Source organism: Pseudomonas sp. NPDC087814 (genome assembly GCF_044742865.1).
Taxonomy (GTDB): Bacteria; Pseudomonadota; Gammaproteobacteria; order Pseudomonadales; family Pseudomonadaceae; genus Aquipseudomonas.
In genome coordinates this window covers 34,051-58,801 of the sequence record NZ_JBIUVK010000015.1, presented here as the reverse complement: position 1 = coordinate 58,801, position 24,751 = coordinate 34,051, and the positions used below count along the sequence as shown (strand labels likewise).

Annotated in this window: 26 protein-coding genes; 9 read left to right on the top strand and 17 right to left on the bottom strand. The window is 60.9% G+C overall.

The annotated features are described in order from the left end of the window. Positions 1 to 46: 46 nt before the first annotated feature. From rimK to ACIOMR_RS14260, 3 genes are read right to left on the bottom strand one after another with little or no spacing between them, the layout of a single operon-like run. Positions 47 to 952, bottom strand: a complete 906-nt coding sequence (gene rimK, locus ACIOMR_RS14270; RefSeq protein ID WP_003213178.1) for a 30S ribosomal protein S6--L-glutamate ligase — start codon at positions 950 to 952, stop codon at positions 47 to 49. Continuing rightward, positions 949 to 1,413 (bottom strand): ATP-dependent zinc protease, encoded by a 465-nt coding sequence (locus tag ACIOMR_RS14265; protein WP_371132397.1) that lies wholly within the window; start codon positions 1,411 to 1,413, stop codon positions 949 to 951. Before ACIOMR_RS14265 ends, rimK begins: the two co-directional genes overlap by 4 nt. 34 nt (positions 1,414 to 1,447) lie before the next feature. Further along, on the bottom strand, positions 1,448 to 2,227 hold the full coding sequence (locus ACIOMR_RS14260; protein ID WP_134325546.1) for an EAL domain-containing protein: 780 nt from the start codon (positions 2,225 to 2,227) through the stop codon (positions 1,448 to 1,450). 116 nt (positions 2,228 to 2,343) lie between these two features. On the opposite strand from ACIOMR_RS14260, the gene ACIOMR_RS14255 reads away from it, so the two are divergent. Beyond that, positions 2,344 to 2,751 carry an RNA-binding S4 domain-containing protein gene (locus ACIOMR_RS14255; protein ID WP_003213184.1) on the top strand — a complete coding sequence of 136 codons (408 nt, stop codon included), beginning with the start codon at positions 2,344 to 2,346 and terminating at the stop codon, positions 2,749 to 2,751. Between the two features lie 42 nt (positions 2,752 to 2,793). Here ACIOMR_RS14255 and ACIOMR_RS14250 read toward each other — a convergent pair whose 3' ends face one another. Next, a complete protein-coding gene (locus ACIOMR_RS14250; protein WP_003213187.1) occupies positions 2,794 to 3,594 on the bottom strand; it encodes a phosphatase PAP2 family protein in 801 nt (266 codons plus the stop codon). A gap of 125 nt (positions 3,595 to 3,719) precedes the next feature. On the opposite strand from ACIOMR_RS14250, the gene hslO reads away from it, so the two are divergent. Both hslO and ACIOMR_RS14240 read left to right on the top strand, forming a co-directional pair. Further along, positions 3,720 to 4,622: an Hsp33 family molecular chaperone HslO gene (hslO, locus tag ACIOMR_RS14245; RefSeq protein WP_003213189.1), complete on the top strand. Its 903-nt coding sequence runs from the start codon at positions 3,720 to 3,722 to the stop codon at positions 4,620 to 4,622. A gap of 179 nt (positions 4,623 to 4,801) precedes the next feature. Then, positions 4,802 to 6,343, top strand: a complete 1,542-nt coding sequence (locus tag ACIOMR_RS14240) for a phosphoenolpyruvate carboxykinase (protein WP_401194773.1) — start codon at positions 4,802 to 4,804, stop codon at positions 6,341 to 6,343. Positions 6,344 to 6,400: 57 nt separating this feature from the next. Here the strand turns inward: ACIOMR_RS14240 and ACIOMR_RS14235 are convergent, their stop codons facing one another. The 5 genes from ACIOMR_RS14235 to ACIOMR_RS14215 all read right to left on the bottom strand — a co-directional run bounded on the left by ACIOMR_RS14235 (position 6,401) and on the right by ACIOMR_RS14215 (position 9,449). Next, the gene (locus tag ACIOMR_RS14235) at positions 6,401 to 7,252 is read right to left on the bottom strand and encodes an EamA family transporter (protein ID WP_401194848.1); all 852 of its coding nucleotides are present in this window, start codon (positions 7,250 to 7,252) and stop codon (positions 6,401 to 6,403) included. Between the two features lie 114 nt (positions 7,253 to 7,366). Further along, positions 7,367 to 7,744 (bottom strand): DUF1493 family protein, encoded by a 378-nt coding sequence (locus ACIOMR_RS14230; protein WP_401194770.1) that lies wholly within the window; start codon positions 7,742 to 7,744, stop codon positions 7,367 to 7,369. A gap of 169 nt (positions 7,745 to 7,913) precedes the next feature. Then, on the bottom strand, positions 7,914 to 8,243 hold the full coding sequence (locus ACIOMR_RS14225) for a hypothetical protein (RefSeq protein ID WP_177053990.1): 330 nt from the start codon (positions 8,241 to 8,243) through the stop codon (positions 7,914 to 7,916). Positions 8,244 to 8,685: 442 nt separating this feature from the next. Next, the gene (locus tag ACIOMR_RS14220; RefSeq protein WP_003213199.1) at positions 8,686 to 9,279 is read right to left on the bottom strand and encodes a putative adenosine monophosphate-protein transferase Fic; all 594 of its coding nucleotides are present in this window, start codon (positions 9,277 to 9,279) and stop codon (positions 8,686 to 8,688) included. Continuing rightward, positions 9,279 to 9,449 carry a YhfG family protein gene (locus tag ACIOMR_RS14215; RefSeq protein WP_003213201.1) on the bottom strand — a complete coding sequence of 57 codons (171 nt, stop codon included), beginning with the start codon at positions 9,447 to 9,449 and terminating at the stop codon, positions 9,279 to 9,281. Before ACIOMR_RS14215 ends, ACIOMR_RS14220 begins: the two co-directional genes overlap by 1 nt. Before the next feature lie 209 nt (positions 9,450 to 9,658). Between ACIOMR_RS14215 and ACIOMR_RS14210 the strand changes: the two genes are divergently transcribed. From ACIOMR_RS14210 to ACIOMR_RS14200, 3 genes are all read left to right on the top strand, one after another. Next, the gene (locus ACIOMR_RS14210) at positions 9,659 to 11,596 is read left to right on the top strand and encodes an ATP-dependent DNA helicase RecQ (protein WP_401194765.1); all 1,938 of its coding nucleotides are present in this window, start codon (positions 9,659 to 9,661) and stop codon (positions 11,594 to 11,596) included. Positions 11,597 to 11,710: 114 nt separating this feature from the next. Beyond that, complete coding sequence (locus ACIOMR_RS14205; protein WP_401194763.1) at positions 11,711 to 12,568, top strand: M15 family metallopeptidase; 858 nt, start codon at positions 11,711 to 11,713, stop codon at positions 12,566 to 12,568. A gap of 60 nt (positions 12,569 to 12,628) precedes the next feature. Next, positions 12,629 to 13,060 (top strand): acyl-CoA thioesterase, encoded by a 432-nt coding sequence (locus ACIOMR_RS14200; RefSeq protein ID WP_401194760.1) that lies wholly within the window; start codon positions 12,629 to 12,631, stop codon positions 13,058 to 13,060. Positions 13,061 to 13,225: 165 nt separating this feature from the next. On the opposite strand, the gene ACIOMR_RS14195 is transcribed toward ACIOMR_RS14200, so the two are convergent. From ACIOMR_RS14195 to ACIOMR_RS14180, 4 genes are all read right to left on the bottom strand, one after another. Further along, positions 13,226 to 13,708, bottom strand: a complete 483-nt coding sequence (locus tag ACIOMR_RS14195; RefSeq protein WP_008435777.1) for a glycine zipper domain-containing protein — start codon at positions 13,706 to 13,708, stop codon at positions 13,226 to 13,228. A gap of 231 nt (positions 13,709 to 13,939) precedes the next feature. Then, complete coding sequence (locus ACIOMR_RS14190) at positions 13,940 to 16,288, bottom strand: FdhF/YdeP family oxidoreductase (protein WP_003213210.1); 2,349 nt, start codon at positions 16,286 to 16,288, stop codon at positions 13,940 to 13,942. Continuing rightward, positions 16,285 to 17,124: a formate dehydrogenase accessory sulfurtransferase FdhD gene (gene fdhD, locus ACIOMR_RS14185; protein ID WP_401194756.1), complete on the bottom strand. Its 840-nt coding sequence runs from the start codon at positions 17,122 to 17,124 to the stop codon at positions 16,285 to 16,287. Before fdhD ends, ACIOMR_RS14190 begins: the two co-directional genes overlap by 4 nt. A 95-nt stretch (positions 17,125 to 17,219) precedes the next feature. Then, positions 17,220 to 18,107, bottom strand: coding sequence for a LysR family transcriptional regulator (locus tag ACIOMR_RS14180; protein ID WP_134325555.1), 888 nt, complete (start codon positions 18,105 to 18,107; stop codon positions 17,220 to 17,222). A gap of 130 nt (positions 18,108 to 18,237) precedes the next feature. On the opposite strand from ACIOMR_RS14180, the gene lysM reads away from it, so the two are divergent. Then, the gene (lysM, locus tag ACIOMR_RS14175; protein ID WP_003213215.1) at positions 18,238 to 18,678 is read left to right on the top strand and encodes a peptidoglycan-binding protein LysM; all 441 of its coding nucleotides are present in this window, start codon (positions 18,238 to 18,240) and stop codon (positions 18,676 to 18,678) included. A 120-nt stretch (positions 18,679 to 18,798) separates the two neighbouring features. Here lysM and yrfG read toward each other — a convergent pair whose 3' ends face one another. After that, positions 18,799 to 19,461: a GMP/IMP nucleotidase gene (yrfG, locus tag ACIOMR_RS14170; RefSeq protein ID WP_003213217.1), complete on the bottom strand. Its 663-nt coding sequence runs from the start codon at positions 19,459 to 19,461 to the stop codon at positions 18,799 to 18,801. A gap of 87 nt (positions 19,462 to 19,548) precedes the next feature. Here yrfG and nudE point away from each other — a divergent pair, with 87 nt between their 5' ends. Together nudE and cysQ are read left to right on the top strand one after the other, a co-directional pair. Beyond that, positions 19,549 to 20,115: an ADP compounds hydrolase NudE gene (gene nudE / locus ACIOMR_RS14165; protein ID WP_003213218.1), complete on the top strand. Its 567-nt coding sequence runs from the start codon at positions 19,549 to 19,551 to the stop codon at positions 20,113 to 20,115. Further along, complete coding sequence (cysQ, locus tag ACIOMR_RS14160) at positions 20,112 to 20,948, top strand: 3'(2'),5'-bisphosphate nucleotidase CysQ (RefSeq protein ID WP_003213220.1); 837 nt, start codon at positions 20,112 to 20,114, stop codon at positions 20,946 to 20,948. The genes nudE and cysQ overlap by 4 nt, the downstream gene beginning before the upstream one ends. A 113-nt stretch (positions 20,949 to 21,061) precedes the next feature. Here cysQ and ACIOMR_RS14155 read toward each other — a convergent pair whose 3' ends face one another. Genes ACIOMR_RS14155 through ACIOMR_RS14145 form a run of 3 tightly spaced genes read right to left on the bottom strand, consistent with a single transcriptional unit; the run spans position 21,062 to position 24,735 of the window. Next, positions 21,062 to 21,517 (bottom strand): YiiD C-terminal domain-containing protein, encoded by a 456-nt coding sequence (locus ACIOMR_RS14155; RefSeq protein WP_003213222.1) that lies wholly within the window; start codon positions 21,515 to 21,517, stop codon positions 21,062 to 21,064. A gap of 27 nt (positions 21,518 to 21,544) precedes the next feature. Then, a complete protein-coding gene (locus ACIOMR_RS14150) occupies positions 21,545 to 22,930 on the bottom strand; it encodes a sigma-54 dependent transcriptional regulator (RefSeq protein ID WP_003213224.1) in 1,386 nt (461 codons plus the stop codon). Continuing rightward, a complete protein-coding gene (locus ACIOMR_RS14145; RefSeq protein WP_023659335.1) occupies positions 22,927 to 24,735 on the bottom strand; it encodes an ATP-binding protein in 1,809 nt (602 codons plus the stop codon). Before ACIOMR_RS14145 ends, ACIOMR_RS14150 begins: the two co-directional genes overlap by 4 nt. Positions 24,736 to 24,751 lie beyond the last annotated feature (16 nt).

Here is a 24,751-nt window from a genome sequence, read left to right as displayed (position 1 = left end):
GCCCGCTCCCACACTGGTTTTGCGGTGCTTTATAGGTCGGGTGTATTCAGCCCTTGCCTTTGGTGCGCGTCATATTCGGCCCACCACTCTTCTCCAGATGCTGAATGATGATCCCCGCCACATCCTTGCCGGTGGTGGTCTCAATTCCTTCCAGGCCCGGTGACGAGTTCACCTCCATCACCAGCGGCCCGTGGTTGGAGCGCAATATATCCACACCCGCCACGCTCAACCCCATGACCTTGGCTGCCCGCAGTGCGGTCATGCGTTCTTCCGGGGTGATCTTGATCAGGCTGGCACTGCCGCCACGGTGCAGGTTGGACCGAAACTCACCCGGCTTGGCCTGGCGCTTCATCGCGGCAATCACCTTGTCGCCCACCACGAAGCAGCGGATATCCGCACCGCCGGCTTCCTTGATGTACTCCTGCACCATGATGTTCTGCTTGAGGCCCATGAACGCCTCGATCACCGACTCGGCCGCAGTCGCGGTTTCACACAGCACCACGCCGATGCCCTGGGTGCCTTCCAGCACCTTGATCACCAGCGGCGCGCCGTTGACCATCTCGATCAGGTCGGGAATGTCATCCGGGGAGTGCGCAAAGCCGGTGACCGGCAAGCCAATGCCACGGCGCGACAGCAACTGCAGCGAGCGCAGCTTGTCCCGCGAACGGGCGATAGCCACCGATTCATTGAGGGGAGACACCCCCATCATTTCAAACTGGCGCAGTACCGCGCAGCCATAGAACGTCACCGAAGCACCGATACGCGGGATCACCGCATCGAAGCCTTCCAGCGGTTTGCCCCGGTAGTGGATCTGCGGCTTATGACTGGCAATGTTCATATAGGCGCGCAACGTATCGATCACCACCATCTCATGGCCACGTTCGGTGCCGGCCTCGACCAGGCGACGGGTGGAATACAGACGCGGGTTACGCGACAGCACAGCGATCTTCATGCAGCACCTGTGGCAGAGGTAGTAGAGACCGGGAACACCGGCTTGTCTTGAACGTATTTGACGCCGGGACTGACCACCAGTTGGCCGTCAATCAGGGCCTTGGAGCCCAGCAACAGGCGGTAACGCATGGCCTTGCGGCAGGCGAGGGTGAATTCCACCCGCCATACCCGATCGCCCAGGGCCAGGGTGGTGCTGATCACATACCGCACCTGGGCCTGGCCGTTGGAGCTTTTAATGGTTTTCATCGCCACCAGCGGTGCTTCGCAGCGCCGGTGACGCAGTTGCACCACGCTGCCCAGGTGCGCGGTGAAGCGCACCCACTTTGCACCGTCGCGCTCAAATGGCTCGATCTCGGTGGCATGCAGGCTTGAGGTACTGGCGCCGGTGTCGATCTTGGCGCGCAGGCCTGCCACTCCCAAGTCGGGAAGTGCCACCCACTCACGCAGACCCACAACGGTCAAATGGTCAAATGTCTTCAATATGAATAACCGGCAATTAATTCGCCCAAGCGGCGGGTGATACCTCGGCCAGGGCTTTGAATGCAGGCTTGGCGAACCAGTAGCCCTGCATCAGAAATATTCCACAGTCGGCGAGAAAGTCCCGCTCGCCGGCACTTTCGATGCCCTCGGCGATGACAGTAACGCCCAACTGCTCACAGATTGTGACAATCCCCCGGACGATCACCTGACGGACACGATCACGGTCGACATCGCGGATCAGCGCCATGTCGAGTTTGATCAGGTCAGGTTGGAAATCGGCCAGCAGATTCAGCCCCGAATAGCCCGCCCCGAAATCGTCGATGGCGGTCTTGAAGCCGAATTCGCGGTATTCACGCAGAATATTCGTCAAATGGCGATAGTTATCTACATGCTCGCTTTCCAGGGTCTCGAAAATCAGCCGATCCAACGGAAAATTATGCGCGCGGGCCGCCTCCAGGGTGCTGCGGATGCACAGTTCTGGTCGATAGACCGCATTGGGCATGAAGTTGATTGAAAGGTGCGTCTGCATGTTGAGTGTCGAAGCGGTGGCGATCGCGCGGGTGCGGCATTGCTGGTCGAAACGGTAGCGATTGCTGTCGTTGACCTGATCCAGCACCGACATCGCGCCCTCACCATTCACGCCGCGCACCAAGGCTTCATGGGCAAAGATCGACTGGTTACGCAGGTCCACGATAGGCTGATACGCAAAGGCGAACTCAAAGCCCAGCGGCTCACTTTGCTGGCAGCCCGCACAGGCTTGTTTGGGCGAGGTCAGTGAAATGGGAAAGTCGGTCACACGTTAACCTCGCGAAAACAGGATGCTACCTGGCGTATCTTAGGTGAGCTCAAGGGTTTATGCGTTGAAGGGTTTCAACGGTAAAGTTGCGACATTTTTCAGAGCGAGGAATTCAAGTGGCTCAGAAGCAGGAAGAGGAAGAAAAAGTCCGTTTGGACAAGTGGTTGTGGGCGGCGCGTTTCTTCAAGACCCGTGCCTTGGCCAAGGCGGCGATCGAGAGTGGCAAGGTGCATTGGCGCGGCGAGCGTTGCAAGCCCGGCAAGGAGCCACGCATCGGCGATGAGTTTCAGATCCGTGCCGGGTTTGATGAACGAACCGTCGTGGTCCAGGCGCTTTCAATTGTGCGAAGGGGCGCTCCCGAGGCGCAGGCGTTGTATACCGAGACCGAAGCCAGCATCGCCAAGCGCGAAAACGCGGCGGCCATGCGCAAGGCCGGCTCCCTGGGCATGACCACCGACGGCAAGCCAAGCAAGAAGCAGCGGCGCGACCTGTTCAAGTTTCGCGGCAGTGGCAATGATGATTAATCGGCAGACCGCAGGAGCCAGGTCGGCTCCTGCTATTTCAACTCAAACGCTGCGAATCACGCTCAAGCGCTTAACCAGCGGTACTCGCCGAAACAATTCAAACACCGGGCCCGTCACTCGCACCAGCCCCCGCGAAACCTTCGCTGCAAAGGGCGTGTAGTAACCCCAGCCCAACGCCAACAGCGCCAGCAACACCCCACCGATATAATCGTCCTGCCCCCAATGCGCACCGGCCACCAGCCGCGGCATCATGAACAGCAGCGCCAAGCCCCAGATCACCAGCACCTGCCCGATCCGCTTGGCAAACACGGTCATGAACATCCCCCAGATCAGCAATACCGATGCATGATCCCCCGGGAAGCTCTGGCTGGAGCGGTCCTTCAACTCCCATGTCTTCTCCAGGCCCGGGAAATAGTCGCTCATCTGAATCGCGCCGCTGATCACCATCGACGGGCTATGGTGTTGCCAGCCCATCTGCGCCGCCAGCTTGGAAAACAGCATGCGGATAAACAGCAACAGCAGCAGAATGCCCAGGAAGCCGAAAAACGCCTGGCGCACTTCAATCGCCTTGAACACCCAGTCGCCACGGATCAACAGCGTCAGCAGAATCACCCCGACCACCGCGTCAAACGGCCGCAAACTGGCCACCGCCCACACATGCAGCCACGCGGAGCTGCTTGCCAGCGGGTCATTGAGCAGATGAAACAGCCACTCGTCGAAAACCGTGCAGAGCGCCTGGCCCGCCGGCCAGAGCCAAAAACACAGCAGCCCCACAGCGAGTAAATTACACAGGGCCAATCGACCGAGGTCCCACCTGGCTTGGAACAAACCCGGATTGTTCATAAACTGTTTCCTCTTAGCTTTAAAGCGCTTCGTTTTCCCGCAGAAGGCCGCACCAAAACGGTGCTAAAGCGTGTAATTCTATAAACCTTGTCATCTTTTTGTCATCAATTCAGATACCCAGACCTATGACTGATCTACCGGATACCGACTTCACCCAACGCTTCATCTTCGACGACAGCGACGCCCGCGGCGAACTGGTCGCCCTGGAGCGCAGCTATGCCGAAGTCCTCGCCAAGCACCCCTATCCGGAGCCGGTCGCGCAATTGCTCGGCGAGCTGATGGCGGCTGCCTCGCTGCTGGTGGGCACCCTGAAATTCGATGGTTTGCTGATCCTGCAGGCCCGCTCCGAAGGCCCGATCCCGCTGCTGATGATCGAATGCTCCAGCGAGCGCGAAATCCGTGGGCTGGCCCGCTACGACGCCGACCGAATCGCCCCCGATGCGACCCTGGCTGACCTGATGCCAGACGGCGTGCTGGCCCTGACCGTCGATCCGACGGTAGGCCAGCGTTACCAGGGCATCGTCGACCTCGATGGCGAAACCCTGTCCGACTGCTTCACCAATTATTTCGTGATGTCCCAGCAAGTGGGCACCCGCTTCTGGCTCAACGCCGACGGCAAGCGCGCCCGTGGCCTGCTGCTGCAACAACTGCCGGCTGACCGCATCAAGGACGAAGAAGACCGCGCCGACAGCTGGGCCCACATCACCGCCCTGGCCGGCACCCTGAAAGCCGAAGAGTTGCTGGGCCTGGATAACGAAACCATCCTGCACCGCCTCTACCACGAAGAGGCCGTGCGCCTGTTCGACGTGCAGTCCCTGCGCTTCCACTGCAGCTGCTCCCGCGAGCGCTCGGCAACTGCCCTGGTCAGCCTGGGCCTGGAAGATGCGCAGGACCTGGTGGTGGAACACGGTGGCAACATCGAGATCGACTGCCAGTTCTGCAACCAGCGCTACCTGTTCGACGCTGCCGATATTGCTCAATTATTCGCCGGCGCGGGCGTAGATACCCCTTCAGGCACCCGCCACTAAAACGTTTAAGCACAGGTAAATCACCTGACAAACGCCGGATTTCCGCCGTTCTGACCGGAGGGCCCTACTCTTTTTGGGCTTTTCTGGCATAATCCGGCCCACTTTTTTCGCGGTAGTAGTGCGCAACTTTCTACTACAAAACGTTTGGAGCACTCGGCCACTGGCCGACGGGGAACCTCATGACGCAAGCCAATAACGCTGTATACACCGATCTGAGTGTTGACGATCTGGTCAAAGAAGCCCTGCAGCGCGGTGAAGGCGTGCTTGCCGATACCGGTGCGCTGGTCGTAGAAACCGGTCACCGTACCGGCCGTTCGCCAGTCGACCGCTTCATCGTTGAAGAGCCTTCCACCCAGGCTGCCATTGCCTGGGGCCCGATCAACCGCAAGTTCCCGGCCGACAAGTTCGATGCCCTGTGGGCTCGCGTCGAGGCATTCAACAACGCGCAAGAGCATTTCGTTTCCCACGTTCACGTAGGGGCTGCAGAAGACCACTACCTGGCCGTGAAAATGACCACCCAGACTGCCTGGCAGAACCTGTTCGGTCGTTGCCTGTTCATCAACCCGGCCCAGTACCACCCGGCCGGTCGTGAAGAGTGGCAAGTGCACAACGTGGCCAACTTCGAGGGCGTGCCAGAGCGTGACGGCACCAACTCCGACGGTGGCGTGATCCTCAACTTCGCCCAGAAAAAAGTCCTGATCGCCGGCATGCGTTATGCCGGTGAAATGAAAAAAGCCATGTTCTCGGTGCAGAACTTCCTGCTGCCGGCCTCCGACGTGCTGCCGATGCACTGCGCAGCCAACATCGGCGAAGCCGGCGACGTGACCCTGTTCTTCGGTCTGTCGGGCACCGGTAAAACCACCCTGTCCGCCGACGAAAGCCGCTACCTGATCGGCGACGACGAACACGGCTGGGGCGAAGGTGTGGTGTTCAACATCGAAGGCGGTTGCTATGCCAAGTGCATCGACCTGTCCGAGAAGAACGAGCCGGTGATCTGGAAAGCCATCAAGCACGGTACCGTGCTCGAAAACGTGGTGATCGACGATGCCAAGCACGCGGACTACACCAACGTCAGCCTGACCCAGAACAGCCGCGCCGCCTACCCGCTGGAGCACGTGGCCAAGCGCTCCGAGAAAAACCTCGGTGGCGAGCCAAACGCTGTGATCTTCCTGACCTGCGACCTGACCGGCGTACTGCCGCCCGTGTCGATCCTCAGCGAAGAACAAGCGGCCTACCACTTCCTGTCCGGCTACACCGCTCTGGTGGGCTCGACCGAAATGGGTTCGGGTGGCGGCATCAAGTCGACCTTCTCCACCTGCTTCGGCGCGCCATTCTTCCCACGCCCGGCTGGTGAATACGCAGAACTGCTGATCAAGCGCGTGCGCGGCTTCGGCTCCAAGGTCTACCTGGTCAACACCGGCTGGACCGGCGGCGGCTACGGCGTTGGCAAGCGCTTCAACATCCCGACCACCCGTGGCGTGATTGCAGCGATCCAGAGCGGTGCGTTGATTGGTGCCGAGACCGAGCACCTGGATACCATCAACCTGGACGTGCCATTGGCCGTACCGGGCGTCGAGACTGGCCTGTTGAACCCACGTAACACTTGGGCTGACAAGGCTGCCTACGATGAAGCGGCGAAAGCGCTGGCGGGTCTGTTCATCGAGAACTTCAAGAAGTTTGAAGTGAGCGATGCGATCAAGGCTGCGGGTCCGAAGTTGTAAGATTCGGCCGTTGTGAAAAAGCCGCCCCTAGTGGGCGGCTTTTTTGTGGGCGAAGGATCAGTCGACGAGGTGCAGAACCACGGCTCCCACTAACACCAGCACCACACCGGTCACTTGCACCGCTGACAGCCGCTCCTTGAAAAACACAAACCCCAGAATCGCGGCGATCCCACCGGACAGGGTGCTGATCACCGTCACCACGGAAACCGACCCCGCCATTGCGCCCCACGAGAACGCCGAGAACCCACCCAGGTTCATCAGGCTCGCGCTGGTCAGCGTTGCGCAGTTTTTCAGCGGTGGGATTTTCAGGCCGTCTTTGATCTTAAGCACCATCAACACCAGGACGCACAGGCCAACCAAATACCCAAGCCAAAGCATCGTGACCGGGCCAAGCGTCGGCAGGGTGTAGCGGCCCTGCACCCAAAAGCTTGTGCCGTAGAGCAACGCTGCGAGCATCGCGTAGGCGATTGAGCGGCTGGAACTGTTGTGAGGGACGCCATTGTCCTTGTGAATGCTGGACAGGATCACGCCAATTACGCAGAGAGCGATGCAGCCGAGTTGGATCAGGCTGATGTGTTCGCCGCTGGCCCATGACAGCAAAGTAGTCGCGACACCGTAGGACGTCACCAGCGGCGCGACAATGGCCGCTTTGCCCAGCGAGAAGGCCTTGGACAGCGCAAGGGCGCCGGAGACGGTCAGCAGGGCTGCTGCGGCTCCCAGGAGCCAGACACTCAAAGGCGCCGCGAGGGATTTGACGAGGAAGGCCGGGAATATGACCAGCAGCAGGGTCATGATCAGGAAGCCCAGCGCCTGGCCGAAGTACACCGCGCGTTTGACGCCGACAGCTCGGGCGTTGAGGCCCACGAGGAAGTCCGTGCCGCCCCAGAGCAGGGCGGCCAGCAGGCCCATTAGTACGTCCATGTAAGGTCCTTGTTATTTTTTGAAGGCTGCGGTGTATTGGCTTATAGGTGTGCTGACTGTCCGGGCCTCATCGCGGGCAAGCCCGGCTCCCACAGTTGATCTTCAGCGTGTTTGGGGTTTGTGTTCGCTCAGGTTTTCCAGGGTTTGGGTGTCCCAGCGTTGGGTCTTGATCGCGAGGTATAGCATGCCGATGGTCAGCGGGATTTTGTCGCCGCGGCCTTTGGCACGGTGTTTCAGGAAGACGTCGAATACGGGAGGTTGGAAGTAACGATAAGCGTCGTAGTCGTTCAAGTCGACAGCGAAGCCTTGCTCCAGCGCTTCCATCAATTGATTGGCTTCGGCGCCGTCGCAACCCAGGTCCAGGTTGATGGCCGTTTCAAGGCGCAGCGTCTTATGTTCAGGCAGGCCAATTTCTTCATGCAGCAGTTGCAAGAGCTGCTGCATCGCGATGTCTTCGGGGAAGTTGGGGGCCAGGTTCATGGTGGTTACGCGAGAGTGGGTGGAGGCGACCGACTTTATCGATGGCACCGCGATCCTTCAAACGAAACTGGTCAAATGTGGGAGCCGGGCTTGCCCGCGATGGCGGTGTTTCAGTGGTAAAGGTGTTGTCTGACACTCCGCTATCGCAGGCAAGCCAGCTCCCACATTTTTAGCTGTGTGGCTGCTCAGGTGGTGTTCGCTTTACGGCGTCGGTGGTGGTGAGTCGCATCATGCCGGTTTGGGCGACTTCCAGTAGATCGCAACCGTCCTGGACGAGCAGATACAGGGCGTTGGTGATATGCGAAATATCTTTGAGGTCGGCCTGTTCGAAGGTCAGGCAGGAGAAGGTTTCCAGGAGATCGGCTGCGGCGCGGATGCGTTGGTGGGCTGCGGACTGGATATCTTCGGCGGCGGCTTCGGTGTCGATGAGCAGGGGGTGGGTATCGGTGAAGTTGGTGCCAAGTGGAAGGTAGCGGTTTTTCGCTTCAGGTGTTTGCATTTGAAGGTACTCGGTTTGCTGTTAAGTAACCGTCGTCACCGTGGCCAAACGATGGGTGGCGGACTGTGTGCAGGTTGGCCAACCGGAAACAGCAATCCGGCACGTCCGAGGACGTCCCACACACAGCCGCCATAACATTGCGCTGAGAGGACGATAGACGTCCGCCAGACAAGTGATGGCACTTATGTGTGCTGTTTTCGAGTGACCAAACCCGGTCGCTGAATTTGCAACGACGGGGCGAACCTTGGCGGGAGTGTGGGGCGAGAGCAATAAACAGATCGTTACCAGCTTTAACGGATACTGATCGTTCCCACGCTCCGCGTGGGAATGCATCCCGTGACGCTCCGCGTCACCAGTGTTCATGGCTTGGGTCGTGCGCGGATGACGGGACGCGGAGCGTCCCTGGCGGCATTCCCACGCGGAGCGTAGGGAACGATCGGGGCTAGCGCGGGGTGCTGATACACCGCTCGAAAATCGCCTCCAACCCCCGATAATCACACGCCACCGCATCGATGTTCGCCGGTATCCACGCCGCATTCTTCACCAGCCACCAATTCACCGAAAACCCGGCATTCACGATGATCTGCTCGAACAGAATCCGCTGCGCCCGGCCATTCCCTTCGCGAAACGGATGGATCACGTTGAGGTCGCCATAGGCCTCGGCAATTTGCGTCACCAACTCTGCCTGCGTCACCCCGACAAACCAGTTCGCCTGCGCCATGTGCTGGATGATCTTGCTCGCCTCAGGCGGGATACGCTCCGGTGTGCAGAACAGCGTGTCGCCCTTCTGGATGTTGACCGTACGCAGTTCCCCCGCCCATTCGTAAATGTCCGCGAACAGGGTGCGGTGGATGTGTTGCAGGCGTTCCAGGTCGTAGGGCGGGGGATACAGCGGAAGGCTGCCGACAGCGATTTCAGACAGTTCCCGCTCGGCCTGGTGCAGGCGTTCTTCGTCGAACAAATCGAGGCGGTTGCGCAGGACGCTGCTACCGGGGTAGCAGTACGGGTCCTGGCCCACGCCATATTTGTCGAGCATCAGCGTGGGGTGTTGCGGTACTTGGCGAGGACGGCTTCGCGGGTCGGCAGGGGTTTGTCGACATCGGCGGGCTGGGTGTCGAACCCCTCCAGGCGCAGGCTGGCCAGGTAGTTGGAACGACGGATCTTGTCGTAGTGATCCTGCTTTTGCTCAAACGTCAGTTCGGCCATGACAGCGTCCTCTCGGTGCGAAGGTTGATTGTAGCGCAATGAGTTTCGAGATGCGTCCCGCGTAAGGTTGGAACGTTTCTTACGGGTGCCTACTCCACTTCCCAGGCTGTGTATCATCCAGACTCTTTTTTCCTTGCGACCTTTCTCGATTCGCTGAATGCGCTGGTCTATGTTTTGGGCTCGTTCAGCGGTCAATGGAGTGACAGCTTATGCACAACACCCTCCAACAGGTCTTTGGTTATCCACAGTTTCGTTTGGGCCAGGAGGCGGTGGTCAGTGCCGTGCTGGCCGGCCGTTCGGCGGCGGCGATTTTTCCCACCGGTTCCGGCAAGTCCCTGTGTTATCAACTTTCCGCCGTGTTGCTGCCGCACCTGACGCTGGTGGTGTCGCCGTTGCTGGCGCTGATGCAGGACCAGTTGGGTTTCCTGCAGCGCCACGGTATCTCGGCGGGCAGCATCGACTCGGCCCAGAGCCGCGATGATGCCAATGACGTCATGGCCCGGGCGCGTTCGGGCGAGCTGAAGATCCTGATGGTTTCCGTGGAGCGCTTGAAGAACGAGCGCTTTCGCAACTTCCTGCAAAGCGTGCCGATCTCGCTGCTGGTGGTGGATGAGGCTCACTGCATTTCCGAATGGGGCCATAACTTTCGCCCGGACTACCTGAAGCTGCCGGATTACCAACGCCAGTTCCGCATCCCCCAGGCGCTGCTGCTGACCGCCACGGCGACGCCCAAGGTGATCGCTGACATGCAGGCCAAGTTCGCCATTGCACCTGACGATGTGATCACCACCGGGTTCTACCGCTCCAACCTCAACCTGCTGGTTGAGCCCGTCAGTGGCCAGGACAAGCGACGACGGCTGGTGACGTGGATGCAGGAGCGAGCCAATCAGCCAAGCATCGTCTACGTCACGCTGCAAAAAACCGCGGAGCAGATTGCCGAGCATTTGAATCGCAATGGAATCCAGGCCGAGGCTTATCACGCGGGCCTGGCTCACGATAAGCGGGAGGCCATTCAGAAGCGATTCATGGGCGGGCAGTCCAACTGCATCGTCGCCACCATTGCCTTCGGCATGGGCATCGACAAAAGCGATATCCGCAACGTGGTGCACTTCGACCTGCCCAAATCCATCGAGAACTACAGCCAGGAAATCGGCCGTGCCGGGCGTGACGGGCAGCCGTCTGAGTGTCTGGTTCTGGCCAACCGCGACAGCCTGAATATCCTGGAAAACTTTGTGTACGGCGATACGCCGGAACAGGAAGGTATTCGCCGAGTCCTGGAGGAAATACAGGCGGTCCGTGCCGATGGACAGTGGGAGTTTATGCTCCGGTCACTGTCGGACCACAGCAACATCCGTGAACTACCGCTGAAGACCTTGCTCGTGCAGCTTGAACTCAAGGGTGTGATTGCGCCGCGCTACGCGTTTTATGCCGAATACCGCTTCAAGTATTTGATTGAACCAGAGGCATTGCTGGCGCGTTTTGCCGGCGAGCGGCAGCAGTTTGTCGCAGCGATTATCCAGGTCTGCAAACGGGCGAAAACCTGGGCGACGGTGGACTTCGACGCGCTGTATCAACAGCACCAGGCCGAGCGCAGCCGGGTGGTGAAGGCCCTGGATTACTTTCAGGAACAAGGCCTGATCGAGATGGAAAGCCGGCAGATGACCGAGGTTTACGCCCTGCTGAATACCGACTTCGATCCACAGGCGCTGAGCACGGAGTTATACACAGGCTTCAAGCAGCATGAGGTGACGGAGGTGGCGCGAATTCACGCCATGCTGGATCTGTTCGCGACACAGGAGTGCCTGGGTTACCGCCTGGCGCACTATTTCGGCGATGAAAACGCGCCCCGGCAGTGCGGGCACTGCTCGGTGTGCCACGGTAACGTCGCCCACTTGCCGGCGCCGCCGAGCTTGCCGCCGCTTGTGGATAAAAACTTTCTCGCGCTTTGCGGTGATTTTATCCACAGCCACCATGAGTACAGCGGCGACTTGCCAAGCGCGGAGCGGCTGACACGGTTTTTATGCGGTCTCAGCGTGCCGTTGTTTACCAAGCTGAAGGCACGAGGGATTCCAGGTTTCGCGGTACTGGAGGAGTATCCCTATGCAGAGGTTCGTGAATGGGCGGAGGCAGGGTTGGAGGCACTCTGATTTCCGGTCTGGAGGGTCGCGCTTTCCCTTCCAGTGGCAGACGCCGCCGACAGCCGGACCGTGCCCGCAGGTGAGAAGGTTTGACGCTTCACTTCTTCTGCAAAGGAATTGCCCATGGCTTTTGGTTTTTCTCGTGGTGTTGTCCCCGGCGTCTTGCTGTTCGCCGGGTTGCTGGTGGCACAAGGCACGCTGGCCTCGGTCATCCCATTGAGCGTGAATGACTGTCGGCAGATGCAGCTTCGCAACACCATCACCGCCGCCAATCCATTGCCCTGCGCACGCCTGGCGCGGGTGACGTTCAGCTATGCGGACTTTGGCGGAGTGCTGCATAACAACGGGCAGCTCGTGGTGCTGGATGCCATCGCACCCCATGTGGAGGAGATCTTCAGGCAGTTGCTGCAACGTCGGTTCCCGGTGCATCAGGCGGTCAGGCTGGAAACCTATCGAGGCAACGACAAGGTCTCGATGGCCCGCAACAATACCAGTGGTTTTAATGGGCGCCAGGTCAGTGGCGCTTCGGGGTGGTCGCTGCACGCCTATGGCGCCGCAATCGACCTTAACCCTCTGCAAAACCCATTCGTTTTGTTCGGGCGTAACCCGCGAGGTGAATTCACCGGCCAGGCCACTGTTGAGCCCAGGGCAAGTACCGCAAATGCCGTTAACCGCCTGGATGCCCGCCCCGGCAAGCCGGCGCGCCCTGGCCGGGCAGAAGAGGTGATTGACCTGTTCGCCGAACACGGTTTTTTGACCTGGGGTGGTTATTGGGATTTTCCGCTGGATTACCAACACTTCCAGATCGGCCGGCGTTCGTTCGTGGAGTATCTGGCGCGGGTCACGCCGCAGCAGGCCAGCGCTGCAGTCGAGACCTATATCACCGCCTATCGCCAGTGCCTGCAGCAATCGGCCGAGACGGATCAAGCGCTCAAGCGTATGGCGTGCGTCCAGCAAACGATTGAGCAAAGCCCAACCTAGGCTTGCGGGTAGTGCTTGAACCCAGTATCAAGAGAGCCTCCTCCTGCCCGGGTTTTACCGATGACCAACGCCATGCCACAACGCGCCGATTACCGCCACTTCCAGCCGATCATCACGCGCTGGCACGACAACGATGTATATGGCCATGTGAATAACGTCACCTACTACAGCTTCTTCGACACCGCGGTGAATACCTACCTGATCGCGCAGGGCGGGTTGGATATTCATGACGGCGAAGTGGTTGGGTTTGTGGTGAGTTCGGCGTGCGACTACTTCGCCTCGATTGCCTTTCCGGACCGCATCGAGATCGGCCTGCGGGTGGGCAAGTTGGGCAACAGTTCGGTGCAGTATGAGTTGGCGGTGTTCAAGGCGGGAGAAGAAGATGCCTGTGCTGCGGGGAGGTTTGTGCATGTGTTTGTGGATCGGGCGTCGAACCAGCCGGTGACGATCCCGGGGATGTTGCGCGAGGCGTTACAGCGATTGGTGATCTGAATACGATCTGCGAAGCAATGAAAATCAAATGTGGGAGCGGCGGTGCGACGATTCGACTTGCTCGCGAAGGCGTTGTATCAGCCAATACATCCGGCGACTGATCCACCGCCTTCGCGAGCAAGCCCGCTCCCACATTAAACCCGCGTTGTTCTTTCGATTCGCGTGTTACCGGTGGTGGCGATAGTGATGCTTGTTTTTGCGATGCCCATAAGCATGGCCGCGCCCGCGATGGTCATCGCGGTCATAACGGCGGTTATCGCGCCCACGGTAACGACGATCATCGTCATCGCTCTTGTTGCCCATGTAGTTGCCCAGTGCACCACCGGCGCCACCGCCGGCTGCTGCGCCGATCAGGCTGCCGGTGCTGCCGCCGACACTGCGACCCACCACGTTGCCGCCGGCCGCGCCCAATGCGCCGCCAATGGCTGCTTCACCGCGGCTGCGCTTGTCTGCGCCCACCGCACTGCCGCCTGCGCCGCCAAGAGCCGCACCGATGGCTGAACCAGTGTTACCGCCCAACTGCTGACCTACGACAGAACCTAGAACCCCGCCCAATGCGCCGCCCACACCGGCTTCGGTGGTGCCACCGGCCATGGCTGCGCCACTGACCAGGCCAAGGGACAACAAGAGAATCGAGGAGAACTTCATAGAGGAACCTCAAGAGGATGACGGCGCGATCCTGAGGTTGTATCGAGACGGTGACAATCGAAACCCGACCAGTGGTATGGGTTGTATACAATTCTCTAAGTTACTGTTTTGTATGAGGAACTTAAGTGAGTTTTGCGAGTCTTTAGTTACTTCGGAACGGCCGCTTTTATGCAAAAGCGGCCTTTTTTGTGCCCGTAAGAAACTCGGGTGCTGTCTGTGGCGAGGTGTCGCTTAGGCCGACTTCGCCATGATCAAGCCGGTTGCACTCGCTGCTTCCAGGCGGATCGCTACAAACTTCGACGTTGGCGTATGGCTGCCATCCCCCGTGCTTTCCAGCGGCACCAGCGGATTCACTTCCGGGTAATAAGCCGCAGCCTGCCCCGCCGGAATATCAAATGCCAGCAAGGTAAAGCCCTTCACCCGACGCTCACGGCCGTCGTCCCAGATCGACACGATGTCAGCCTTCTGCCCCGGCTTGAAGCCCAGGCGGATGATGTCGGCTTCGTTGACGAACAACACATCCCGCTGGCCCTTGACCCCACGATAGCGGTCGTCCAGGCCATAGATGGTGGTGTTGTACTGATCGTGGGAGCGCATCGACTGCATGATCAGGTCCGGCAATTGCCCGGTGTTGCGGGTGCGTTCGTGCACCAGGTCCTTGGGCAGGATGTTCGGGCGGAAGTTGGCGCGGCCCGACGGGGTGTTCCAGCGACGGGCGCCAGCCGAGTTGCCCAGGTAGAAACCGCCCGGGTTTTTCAGGCGCTCGTTGAAGTCCTTGAAGCCCGGAATGGTGTCGGCGATCAGGTCGCGAATACGGTCGTAATCGGCCACCAGCCAGTTCCAGTCCACCGGCTTGCTGCCCAGGGTGGCGGCGGCAATGCCCGCCAGAATCGCAGGCTCGGATTTCATCTGTTTCGACAACGGCTGCAGTTGGCCGTTGGAGGCGTGGACCATGCTGAACGAGTCTTCAACGGTCACGGCTTGCGGGCCTTCGGCCTGGATGTCGATGTCGGTGCGGCCCAGGCATGGCAGGATCAGCGCGTCCTTGCCATGCATCAGGTGGCTGCGGTTGAGCTTGGTGCTGATCTGTACGGTCAGGTCGCAATTGCGCAGTGCTTCAAAGGTGCGTGGGCTGTCCGGCGTGGCTTGGGCGAAGTTGCCGCCCAGGCCGATAAAGACCTTGGAGCGGCCTTCGAGCATGGCGTGAATCGCTTCCACCACGTTGTGGCCGTTATCGCGCGGCACCTGGAACTGGAAACGACGCTCCAGGGCATCGAGGAACGCCACCGGCGGGCGTTCGTTGATGCCCATGGTGCGGTCGCCCTGCACGTTACTGTGGCCACGCACCGGGCACAGGCCCGCGCCCGGGCGGCCGATGTTGCCGCGCAGCAGCATCAGGTTGGCGATTTCCTGGATGGTCGGCACCGAGTGGCGATGCTGGGTGATGCCCATCGCCCAGCACATGATCACGTTCTTGCCTTTGGCGTACATGCGCGCCGCTTGCTCGATCTCTACCAGGGTCAGGCCGGACTGCTCGACGATTTCATCCCATGAGGTGTCGTCGATCTTGCCCAGGTAATCCAGCACGTTGGCGGTGTGTTCGTTGAGGAAGTCGTGGTCGAACACGGCCTCCTTGCCTTCGGCCTGGGCCTGGCGTTCCCACAGCAGCAGGAACTTGGCCATGCCCCGCAGGATGGCCATGTCGCCTCCCAGCGCCGGGCGGAAGTAGGCGGTGTTGGTTGGCTTGTCGCCGTTGGTGAGCATTTCCAGCGGGTGTTGCGGGTGCTGGAAGCGTTCCAGGCCGCGCTCTTTCAGCGGGTTGATGCACACCACCTGGGCGCCGCGTTTTACCGCTTCGCGCAGTGGCTCCAGCATGCGTGGGTGGTTGGTGCCGGGGTTCTGGCCCCAGACGAAAATCGCGTCCGCATGCTCGAAGTCATCGAAGGTCACGGTGCCTTTGCCCACGCCCACGCTTTGCGCCAGGGCGACGCCGCTGGCTTCGTGGCACATGTTCGAGCAGTCCGGGAAGTTGTTGGTGCCGTAGGCGCGCACAAACAGTTGATACAGGTAAGCCGCTTCGTTGCTGGCCCGGCCCGAGGTATAGAACTCGGCCATGTCCGGGTTTGGCAGCGCATTGAGGTGCTTGCCGATCAAGTCGAAAGCCGATTCCCAGCTGATGGGTTTGTAACGGTCGGTTTCGGCGTCGTAGCTCATCGGCTCGGTCAGGCGGCCTTGGTACTCAAGCCAGTAGTCGCTCTGCTCCAGCAGCGCGCTGACGCTGTGCTTGGCGAAGAATGCCGCGTCGACCCGGCGCTTGGTGGCTTCCCAGTTGACCGCCTTGGCGCCGTTCTCGCAGAACTTGACCATGCCGCTTTCCGGCGAGTCGCCCCAGGCGCAGCCCGGGCAGTCGAAGCCGCCGTTCTGGTTGGTCTTGAGCATCATGCGGATGTTTTTCAGCGCGTTGTCGCTGGTCAGCCAGGCTTGCGCCACGCTGATCAGTGCGCCCCAACCACCCGCCGGGCCTTTATAGGGCTTGTAGCGCGGGGTGGGTTTGTCGTCGGCTTGATGATGATTACTCACGCTTGATTCTCCATCGCAGGGCTATAGACCCGCGGCGCACTTTTCTGCGGCAGGTGGATGAGATTGAGGTTGTGCCGGCGAGCCCATTGCAGGGCCAGGCCGGTGGGCGACGACAGGCTGACCAGGGTCTGGATGCCTGCACGCAAGACTTTCTGGATCAGTTCGAGGCTGCAGCGACTGGTGACAATCGCCAGGCCGCCGTCGGTCGGAATCTTTTGGCGGATCAGCGCACCGATCAGCTTGTCGAGGGCGTTATGCCGGCCGATGTCTTCACGGCCCAGCAGCAATTCGCCCTGGTTGTTCATGAACACCGCCGCATGCACCGCGCCGCTGTACTGGCCCAGCGGTTGGAACGCGCTGATGCGCTGGCGCAGGCCATCCAGCCATTCGGCAGGCGGCAACGGCGCGCCGGGCAGCCCCTTGAGGTTGGGCAGCGCCTGCTCCACGGCTTCTACGCCGCACAGCCCACAGCCACTGGTGCCGGCGAGTTGCCGGCGCTGCTGCTTCATATTCCAGAACGCGCGGCTGGAAATCTGCACCTGAGCGTATTGGGTCGAGCCCGAACCGCTGATTTTCAGGTCATAAATGTCGCTAACGTCTTCGATAATGCCGCTACCGATGCTGAATCCGACAATAAAGTCTTCAAGGTCGGTCGGCGTCACCAGCATCACCGCCTGGCTGATGTCGTTATAGGCAATCGCCAACGCGACTTCCTCGGCAAGCGCGGTGCTGGCCGATTCGGTGTGTTCGAGATTACAAAACTGGTAGCTCTGGCTGGCGGCGGGCGCGGGCGTTTCGAGGGCGGGCGCCGCGCAGACTGGGCGCTGGGCGTTCATTGGGCATTACCACCGGGAGTATTCAGCTGTAAGACTAGGCGCGACAAAGGGTCGCGTCTAATCGTCAGTACTGATCTACCGATAGATGCCGTCGATCAAGTCTCGATCAGCGATTTCTGGTACAGCGCAAAACACGCTTCCGCCAAGGCCGAACGGGGTGCACTGCGGCGCATGATCAACCCCAGGCGAGCCAAAGTTTGAGCGTCTTCAATGGGTTGCAGGCGCAGGTGCTCGGTGAGGGCGTCGAGGCCGCCGTCCAGTGGCATCACCGCGCAACACAGGCCGCCGTGCACCGCTTGTAACAATTGATGGACGGCATCGGTCTGTAGCAGTGGCTGCGGGTTGAGGCCACGGCTGTGGAAATTGTGGTCGATGGACTGGCGAAAGTGCATGCCGCTGGTGAGCATGCCCAAGGGCAGTTCGATCAGCGCCTCCCAACTCAGGGGCTTGTCGCCGAAGCTGAAGAACCGTTGGTCGTACAGCAGGCCCATGCGGGTTTCGCCCAGGGCCAGGGAGTCGAAACGCTCGGCGTCCAGGCGCTCGAGGTACGACACACCGAGGTCCAGGCGGTTGCTGGCAAGTTGTTCAAGGATTTGCTCGGAGCTTAACGCGGACAACTCAAAGCGCAGGCTGGGGTGTTCCTTGTGCAGCTTCTGCATCAACGCCAGCGGATCGAAGCTCGACAACGGCACCACCCCCAGGCGCAACGTGCCTACCAGGTTGCCGCGACACGCAGCGGCCTCGGCCTGCAAGCCGTCATAGGCCGCCAGCACCGTGCGTGCCCAGGCCAGCACGCGTTCGCCGGGGGCGGTAAAGCCTTCGAAGCGCTGCCCGCGATTGACCAGCGGCAACTGCAGCTCTTCCTCCAGGCTGCGCAGGCGCATCGACAGGGTCGGCTGGGTGATATGGCAGCGCGCCGCCGCCTGGCCGAAGTGACGGGTTTCGTCGAGGGCGATGAGGAATTTCAGCTGTTTGATGTCCATCTTCGCTCCGGGCTTATTCCAATGCGGTGGGATTCTAGCGTGTTTGGGTCTTTGGTCAGGCTGGAACCCAATTCTGTAGGACTGGTCTAGTCTTTGGCATCTGGAAATTAAATCCCAAGGAGAGCGCACCATGAGTCTTTTAAGCTTTGTTAAGGAAGCAGGCGAGAAGTTGATTGACCTGTTGACACCGGGTAATGCCAACGCGAGCGAGCAGTTAAAAGAGCACGTGGCCAAGGTTGGATTGGGTAACCCCAATGTGCAAACCACCGTCGACGGTGACAAGGTGACCGTGACAGGTGAAGTCGCCAGCCAGGAAGAGAAAGAGAAGATATTGCTGGCGCTGGGTAACATCGCCGGCGTTGCGAGTGTTGATGACCAGATCACTGTTTCCGGTCCTGCTGTCGCGGCGGCCCGCTTTGTCGTGGTGAAAAAGGGCGACACCCTGAGCGCTATTTCGCTGGCGGTGTATGGCAACGCCAACCAGTACAACAAAATCTTCGAGGCCAACAAGCCGCTGCTGTCCCATCCGGACAAAATCTACCCAGGGCAGACGCTGCGTATTCCTGAGTAATCCACGGACCCAATGTGGGAGCGGGCTTGCTCGCGAAAGCGGTGGATCAGTCAATATATTCAGTGGCTGACACACCGTATTCGCGAGCAAGCCCGCTCCCACATTGGACCTTCAGTGTTGTTACAAACCTACGATCAAGTCCCGGTAATCCCCAACCGCCGCAAACTCCGCCGTGTCCTTGGGCCCCTTCCGGCTGTCCGGTTCCTTCACCGCCAGCAAGTGCCCCACGCCAAAATCCCGGGCGCTGCGCAGGATCGGCAAGGTGTCGTCGATAAACAGGCTGCGGGCCGGGTCGAAGGCGATGTCGGCGTGCAGGGCGTCCCAGAACTGCGGGTTTTCCTTGGCAAAACCATAGTCATGGGAGCTGATCAGTCGCTCGAAATAAGGCGCCAACTCGATGCGTTCCAGCTTCAACGACAGCGAATCCCGATGGGCGTTGGTGATCAGGATCACCCGCTTGCCCGCCTGTTTGATCGCCGCCAGGAAGGTGTCGGCATCCGGGCGCAAGGCAATCAGGTGTGCGGTTTCAAGCTTGAGCTCGCGCACCGGGATCTTGAGTTCGGCGCTCCAGAAATCCAGGCAATACCATTGCAACTGTCCGGCGTTACGCTCGAACAGCGGCTGCAGCTCCATCTCGGCCATGGCCCGGCTCACACCATGCAACTCGGCATAGCGCTGGGGCAGGTGCTCCATCCAGAAATGGTTGTCGAAGTGCAGGTCGAGCAAGGTGCCGTCCATGTCCAGCAGGACGGTGTCGATGGCGTGCCAGGGCAATGGAGGCATAAAGAACACTCATGTAAGAAAAGATATCCGACACAGACAATCGGAAAAGCCACGGTATAGTAACCCGATCACGCCAAGGAGCCGCTCATGCGCCAGAAACCCACCGTCCTCGCCCGCGAAATAGTCGCCAGTAGCCGTTTGTTCCGCGTGGAGGAAGTGCAATTGCGCTTTTCCAATGGCGTGGAGCGGACCTACGAGCGCCTGGTGGGCAGGGGGGCCGGATATGGCGCGGTGATGATCGTGGCGATGATCGACTCGGACCATGCGTTGCTGATCGAAGAATATTGCGGCGGCACCGACGAGTATGAACTGTCACTGCCCAAGGGCCTGATCGAACCGGGCGAAGACGTGTTGGCGGCAGCCGACCGTGAGCTCAAGGAAGAAGCCGGTTTCGGCGCCCGCCAGTTGGAGCACATCACCGAGCTGTCGCTGTCCCCCGGCTACATGAGCCAGAAAATCCAGGTGGTGCTGGCCACCGAACTGTATGAAGAGCGCCTGGAAGGCGACGAGCCCGAGCCGATGCGCGTCGACCGGGTCAACCTGAGGGAGCTCTCGCAGTTGGCGCAGAACGAGCAGTTCAGCGAGGGCCGCGCGTTGGCCGCGCTGTACCTGGTACGCGACCTGTTGACTCAACGTGGAGCGTTCCAGCCATGAGCGAACTGTTCCTGGGTCACCCGTTTATTGCCCCCGCGATCGAATTGGCCCGCCAGGCTGGCGAGGTCATCCTGCCGTATTGGCGCGCCGATGTTGCCGTCACCACCAAGACCGATGATTCACCGGTCACTGCCGCCGACTTGGCTGCCCATCACTTGATCCTCGCCGGGCTGACTGCGTTGGACCCGAGCATTCCGGTGCTCTCGGAGGAAGACGCGGACATTGACCAGAGCGTGCGTGCCGGTTGGCAGCGCTGGTGGCTGGTGGACCCGCTGGATGGCACCAAGGAATTCATCTCCGGCAGCGAGGAGTTCACCGTCAACATCGCGCTGATCGAAAAGGGCCGCGTGGTGTTCGGTGTGGTGTCGATGCCTACCAGTGGTCGGTGCTACTTCGGGGGTGCCGGGCTGGGTGCCTGGCGTTCCGATGTAGGTGCTGCGCCCAAGCAAATCCAGGTGCGCCAGACCCCGGCGAGCGGTGAAGCATTTACTGTGGTTGCCAGTCGTCGCCATACGAGCCCTGAACAGGATCGCTTGCTCGCTGGCTTGAGTGCCGGATTGGGCGAGTTGAAGCTGGCCAATATCGGCAGTTCTTTGAAGTTTTGCCTGTTGGCTGAGGGCAGCGCCGATTGCTACCCGCGCCTGGCGCCCACCTCGCAGTGGGACACCGCTGCGGCACAGGGTGTGCTGGAAGGAGCGGGCGGTGAAGTGCTGGAATTGAATGGGCAGCCGTTCAGTTACCCGGCGCGGGAATCGCTGTTGAATCCGTTCTTTTTGGCACTGCCGGCCAAGGCTGAATGGCGTGAGCGGTTGCTGACCCTGGCCCGGTCTTAAGCACAGCGCCGATCAAAAATGTGGGAGCGGGCTTGCTCGCGAAGGCAGTGTGTCAGTCACCAGATGTATTGGCTGATCCACCGCTTTCGCGAGCAAGCCCGCTCCCACATTTGTTATGTGTGCAGGACGTACTGCCCGGTAAAGGCCACGGCCCGCTCTTCACTGCCCTCATTGACGATCCACGTCTCCAGCGCCAAGCGCGCCCGGCCATAACGCTTGTAGGTGGCGACGAATCGCTTCCACACCTTGTCATCAGGTGCCTGGCAAATCGCCGTCGCATCGGTGGTCACCGGCAGCGGATAACTGATCTGCCCTTCCTGAATCACGATATGCCCGTCTTCAATCCCTTCCTCACGCAACTGCAAATGCAGCCAGCCCCAACCTGCCAGCACGGCGCCGCAATACAGGCTGCCGCCAAACATGGTGCTCTTGTGGTTGATGTTGGCGTCGAGCGGCAAGCGCAGTTGCAGCTGCCGGTCCTGCCAGTCGATAACCTTGAGGCCCATTTCCCGGGTCAGGGGAATGTCGTGGTGAAGGATCGATTCCAGGTAACGGCTATCGCGACTCATGGTGGCCTCGTGGCAGGGGGAAAAGGGTCATTCGTCGTCGGCGTGACTGTTGCCGCTGTCGGCGAAGTTCAGCCCGTGCTTGCGCAGTTTGTCGTGCAGGGTTTTACGCGGCACGCCCAATGCCTCGGCGAGGCTGCGCATGGAATTGTGGGTGCGCGCCAGTTCGGCGGCGATCAGGCTTTTTTCAAACTGTTCGACCTGTTCGCTCAAGCCGCCGGGCGTGCTGGTGAGGATCCCCGGCGAGGGGCTGTCCGGGGTGCTGTCCAGCGCCAGTTCGAGGCCCAGGGCGAAACGCTCGGCGGCGTTTTGCAGCTCGCGCACATTGCCCGGCCAGCTGTGACGCAACAACAGCGCGCGCTGGCCCGGTTGCAGCTCTTTCATCGGTAGCCCGTGGCGTGTGCTGGCTTCGTCGGCAAAGTGCTGGAACAGCATCAACGCATCCTCACCCCGTTCGCGCAGCGGTGGAATGCGCAGCGGCGCAACGTTGAGGCGGTAATACAAGTCCGCCCGGAAGCGCCCCTGGTCGGCGGACTGGCGCAGGTCTTCCTTGGTGGCGGCGATGATGCGGATATCCAGCGGGATCAGCTGGTTGCCCCCCAGACGCTCCACCACACGCTCCTGCAACAGCCGCAGCAGCTTGACCTGCACATCCAGGCTCATGCTTTCGATTTCGTCGAGAAACAGCGTGCCGCCGTTGGCGAATTCGAATTTGCCGATGCGCCGCTTCTGGGCGCCGGTAAAGGCCCCGGGCTCATGCCCGAACAACTCGCTTTCCACCACCGACTCGGCCAGGGCGCCGGCGTTGATCGCCACAAACGGGCCGCTGCGGCGGTTCGACAGATCGTGCAGCGCACGCGCTACCACTTCCTTGCCGGCACCGGTTTCACCGAGGATCAGCACATCAGCCTTGGTCGCCGCCAGCGCGCCAATCTGCTCGCGCAGGCGCAGCATTTGCGGGGAGTGGCCCACCAGGCGTGTACTCAATTGCTGACGGTCGCTCAGGGCCAGGCGCAGGCTGCGGTTGTCCAGCACCAGGCGGCGCAGGGCCAGGGCGCGGCGCACGCTGTCGAGCAGGGCGTCGCTGGCGAAGGGTTTTTCCAGGAAGTCATAGGCGCCGGTGCGCATCGCCTGCACCGCCAGTGGCACGTCGCCGTGGCCGGTGATCAGCAGTACCGGCAGCTCCGGGTCCTGGGCGTGGAGTTCCTTCAACAGTTCCAGGCCGTCCATGCCGGGCATGCGGATGTCGCTCACCACAACCCCCGGCCAATCCCGGGACAGGCGCGCGGTCAGGCCCTGGGCTTCGCCGAGGGTCAGGACTTTCAGCCCGGCCAGGTCCAGGGTCTGGCAGAGGGCCTGACGCAGGTGTGGATCATCGTCGATCAACACCACCTGAATCTGGTTATCGATACTCATACACTGCGGTCCTCGGACGGTTGCAGACTGACACCCGGTGCTCCGGCGCGCAGTTTCAAGGTTAACAGTGCGCCGCCTTCCTTGTGGTTGGCGAACAACAGTTCACCGCCAAAGGCGCGCATCAGGGTGTCGCAGATCGCCAGGCCCAGCCCCAGGCCCTGGGTGCGGGTCTTGGTGGTGTAGAAGGGCTCGCTGGCGCGGCCCAGGGCTTCCATGCAGAAACCCGGGCCGTTGTCGCGAATGTACAGGTTGACGCCCTGTTCGGTGGTTTGGGCACTCAGCCAGAGTTTGCGCGGCGGGCCTTTTTCGGTCAGGGCGTCCAGAGCGTTGGCCAACAGGTTGCCCAGCACCTGGCGCAGGCGGGTTTCGCCGGCCGCCACCCACAAGGTGGCCTCGGGCAGGTCGCGGATCAGTTCCACTTCCATTGCCCGCCGCCGCTTGGCCAGCAGCGCCAGGGCATCGTCCAGCGCCGGTTGCAGGGCCACGCTTTCCGGCGCATGCCGGTCGCGCCGGGCGAAGGCGCGCAAGTGAGCGATGATCGAGGCCATGCGCCCGGTCAACTCGCTGATCAGCTTGAGGTTGCCACGGGCGTCGTCGGTGCGCTCATGGTCGAGCAAAATCCCGGCGTTTTCCGCGTAGCTGCGAATCGCCGCCAACGGCTGGTTGAGTTCATGGCTGATACTCGCCGACATGGTGCCCAGCGCCGACAACTTGCCGGCCTGCACCAGGTCGTCCTGGGCGCGCACCAGTTCCTGCTGGGCATGTTCACGTTCCAGCACTTCCTGTTTCAGGCGCCGGTTGAGGCCTTCCAGGTCGCTGGTCCGCTCGATCACGCGCATCTCCAGTTCGCGACGGGCCTTGGCTTCGAAGGCGATGCGTTCCAGGTAGTGACGACGGCGCTGCATCATCAGGCCGAGCAACAGCATCAGCACCAGCAAGGCGGCGCCACCCACCGCGACCACGGTGCGCACCGGGCGGCTGATCAAGGTGCGTGGCGCGAGAATCTCGACTTTCCAGCCGGTTTCGGCGATGTCGGTGGATTGGCGCACCCACGCCGTCGGGCTGAGGCTCAGCGGCTGCGGGTCGCGGGTCGGATAGGGCTGGATGGCGATGATGGCGCGGCGTTCTTCATCCGTCAGCGGCCGGGTGGCACGGAAGCGCCATTGCGGGCGCGAGGTCAGGATCACCACGCCGTTGTGGTCGGTGACCAGCAGTTGTTCGGGGGTGTTGCCCCACAGGCTTTCGGTGTGGTCCAGGTCGACCTTTACCACCAGCACGCCGATGATCTTGTCACCATCTCGCACAGCGGCGGCGAAGAAGTAACCGCGTTTGGCTGAGGTGGTGCCCAGGCCGAAGAAGCGCCCGAGGCGCCCGGCCATGGCTTCGCTGAAGTAGGGGCGAAAGGAAAAATTACGCCCGACGAAGCTGTCCTGCTTGTCCCAGTTGGACGCGGCGAGGGTCTTGCCGGTGGTGTCCATCAGGTACATCACTTCCACCCCGGCCTGGGCGGCGACGTCCTTGAGCAGGTGGTTGGCGTTGACCAGGTTGGTGCTGACGTGAGGCGCGTCGATGGCGGTGCGCAGGGCCGGCAGGTCACCGAGGATTTGCGGCAACACTTCGTAGCGATGCAGGGTGCCCAGCAGGTTGGCGACGTACAGGTCCAGCGTCTGGCGGTTCTGACCGGCCAGTTCGTTGCGGTAATAACGCTCGGCCAGGTGCTCCAGCGGCCACAACAGCGGTGCCAGGCATAGCGCCAGCAATGCCAGGCTGCGCCAGCGGGGTCTTCGCGGAAGGGGTGGAGTCATGGGAGTCATGCGCCTG

Coding starts and splice junctions, on each gene's coding strand:
- rimK (WP_003213178.1), bottom strand. CDS start 952: ATGAAGATCGCTGTGCTGTCGCGTAACCCGCGTCTGTATTCCACCCGT.
- ACIOMR_RS14250 (WP_003213187.1), bottom strand. CDS start 3,594: ATGAACAATCCGGGTTTGTTCCAAGCCAGGTGGGACCTCGGTCGATTG.
- hslO (WP_003213189.1), top strand. CDS start 3,720: ATGACTGATCTACCGGATACCGACTTCACCCAACGCTTCATCTTCGAC.
- ACIOMR_RS14240 (WP_401194773.1), top strand. CDS start 4,802: ATGACGCAAGCCAATAACGCTGTATACACCGATCTGAGTGTTGACGAT.
- ACIOMR_RS14235 (WP_401194848.1), bottom strand. CDS start 7,252: ATGGGCCTGCTGGCCGCCCTGCTCTGGGGCGGCACGGACTTCCTCGTG.
- ACIOMR_RS14230 (WP_401194770.1), bottom strand. CDS start 7,744: ATGAACCTGGCCCCCAACTTCCCCGAAGACATCGCGATGCAGCAGCTC.
- ACIOMR_RS14225 (WP_177053990.1), bottom strand. CDS start 8,243: ATGCAAACACCTGAAGCGAAAAACCGCTACCTTCCACTTGGCACCAAC.
- ACIOMR_RS14220 (WP_003213199.1), bottom strand. CDS start 9,279: ATGCTCGACAAATATGGCGTGGGCCAGGACCCGTACTGCTACCCCGGT.
- ACIOMR_RS14215 (WP_003213201.1), bottom strand. CDS start 9,449: ATGGCCGAACTGACGTTTGAGCAAAAGCAGGATCACTACGACAAGATC.
- ACIOMR_RS14210 (WP_401194765.1), top strand. CDS start 9,659: ATGCACAACACCCTCCAACAGGTCTTTGGTTATCCACAGTTTCGTTTG.
- ACIOMR_RS14205 (WP_401194763.1), top strand. CDS start 11,711: ATGGCTTTTGGTTTTTCTCGTGGTGTTGTCCCCGGCGTCTTGCTGTTC.
- ACIOMR_RS14200 (WP_401194760.1), top strand. CDS start 12,629: ATGACCAACGCCATGCCACAACGCGCCGATTACCGCCACTTCCAGCCG.
- ACIOMR_RS14195 (WP_008435777.1), bottom strand. CDS start 13,708: ATGAAGTTCTCCTCGATTCTCTTGTTGTCCCTTGGCCTGGTCAGTGGC.
- fdhD (WP_401194756.1), bottom strand. CDS start 17,124: ATGAACGCCCAGCGCCCAGTCTGCGCGGCGCCCGCCCTCGAAACGCCC.
- ACIOMR_RS14180 (WP_134325555.1), bottom strand. CDS start 18,107: ATGGACATCAAACAGCTGAAATTCCTCATCGCCCTCGACGAAACCCGT.
- lysM (WP_003213215.1), top strand. CDS start 18,238: ATGAGTCTTTTAAGCTTTGTTAAGGAAGCAGGCGAGAAGTTGATTGAC.
- yrfG (WP_003213217.1), bottom strand. CDS start 19,461: ATGCCTCCATTGCCCTGGCACGCCATCGACACCGTCCTGCTGGACATG.
- nudE (WP_003213218.1), top strand. CDS start 19,549: ATGCGCCAGAAACCCACCGTCCTCGCCCGCGAAATAGTCGCCAGTAGC.
- cysQ (WP_003213220.1), top strand. CDS start 20,112: ATGAGCGAACTGTTCCTGGGTCACCCGTTTATTGCCCCCGCGATCGAA.
- ACIOMR_RS14155 (WP_003213222.1), bottom strand. CDS start 21,517: ATGAGTCGCGATAGCCGTTACCTGGAATCGATCCTTCACCACGACATT.
- ACIOMR_RS14150 (WP_003213224.1), bottom strand. CDS start 22,930: ATGAGTATCGATAACCAGATTCAGGTGGTGTTGATCGACGATGATCCA.
- ACIOMR_RS14145 (WP_023659335.1), bottom strand. CDS start 24,735: ATGACTCCACCCCTTCCGCGAAGACCCCGCTGGCGCAGCCTGGCATTG.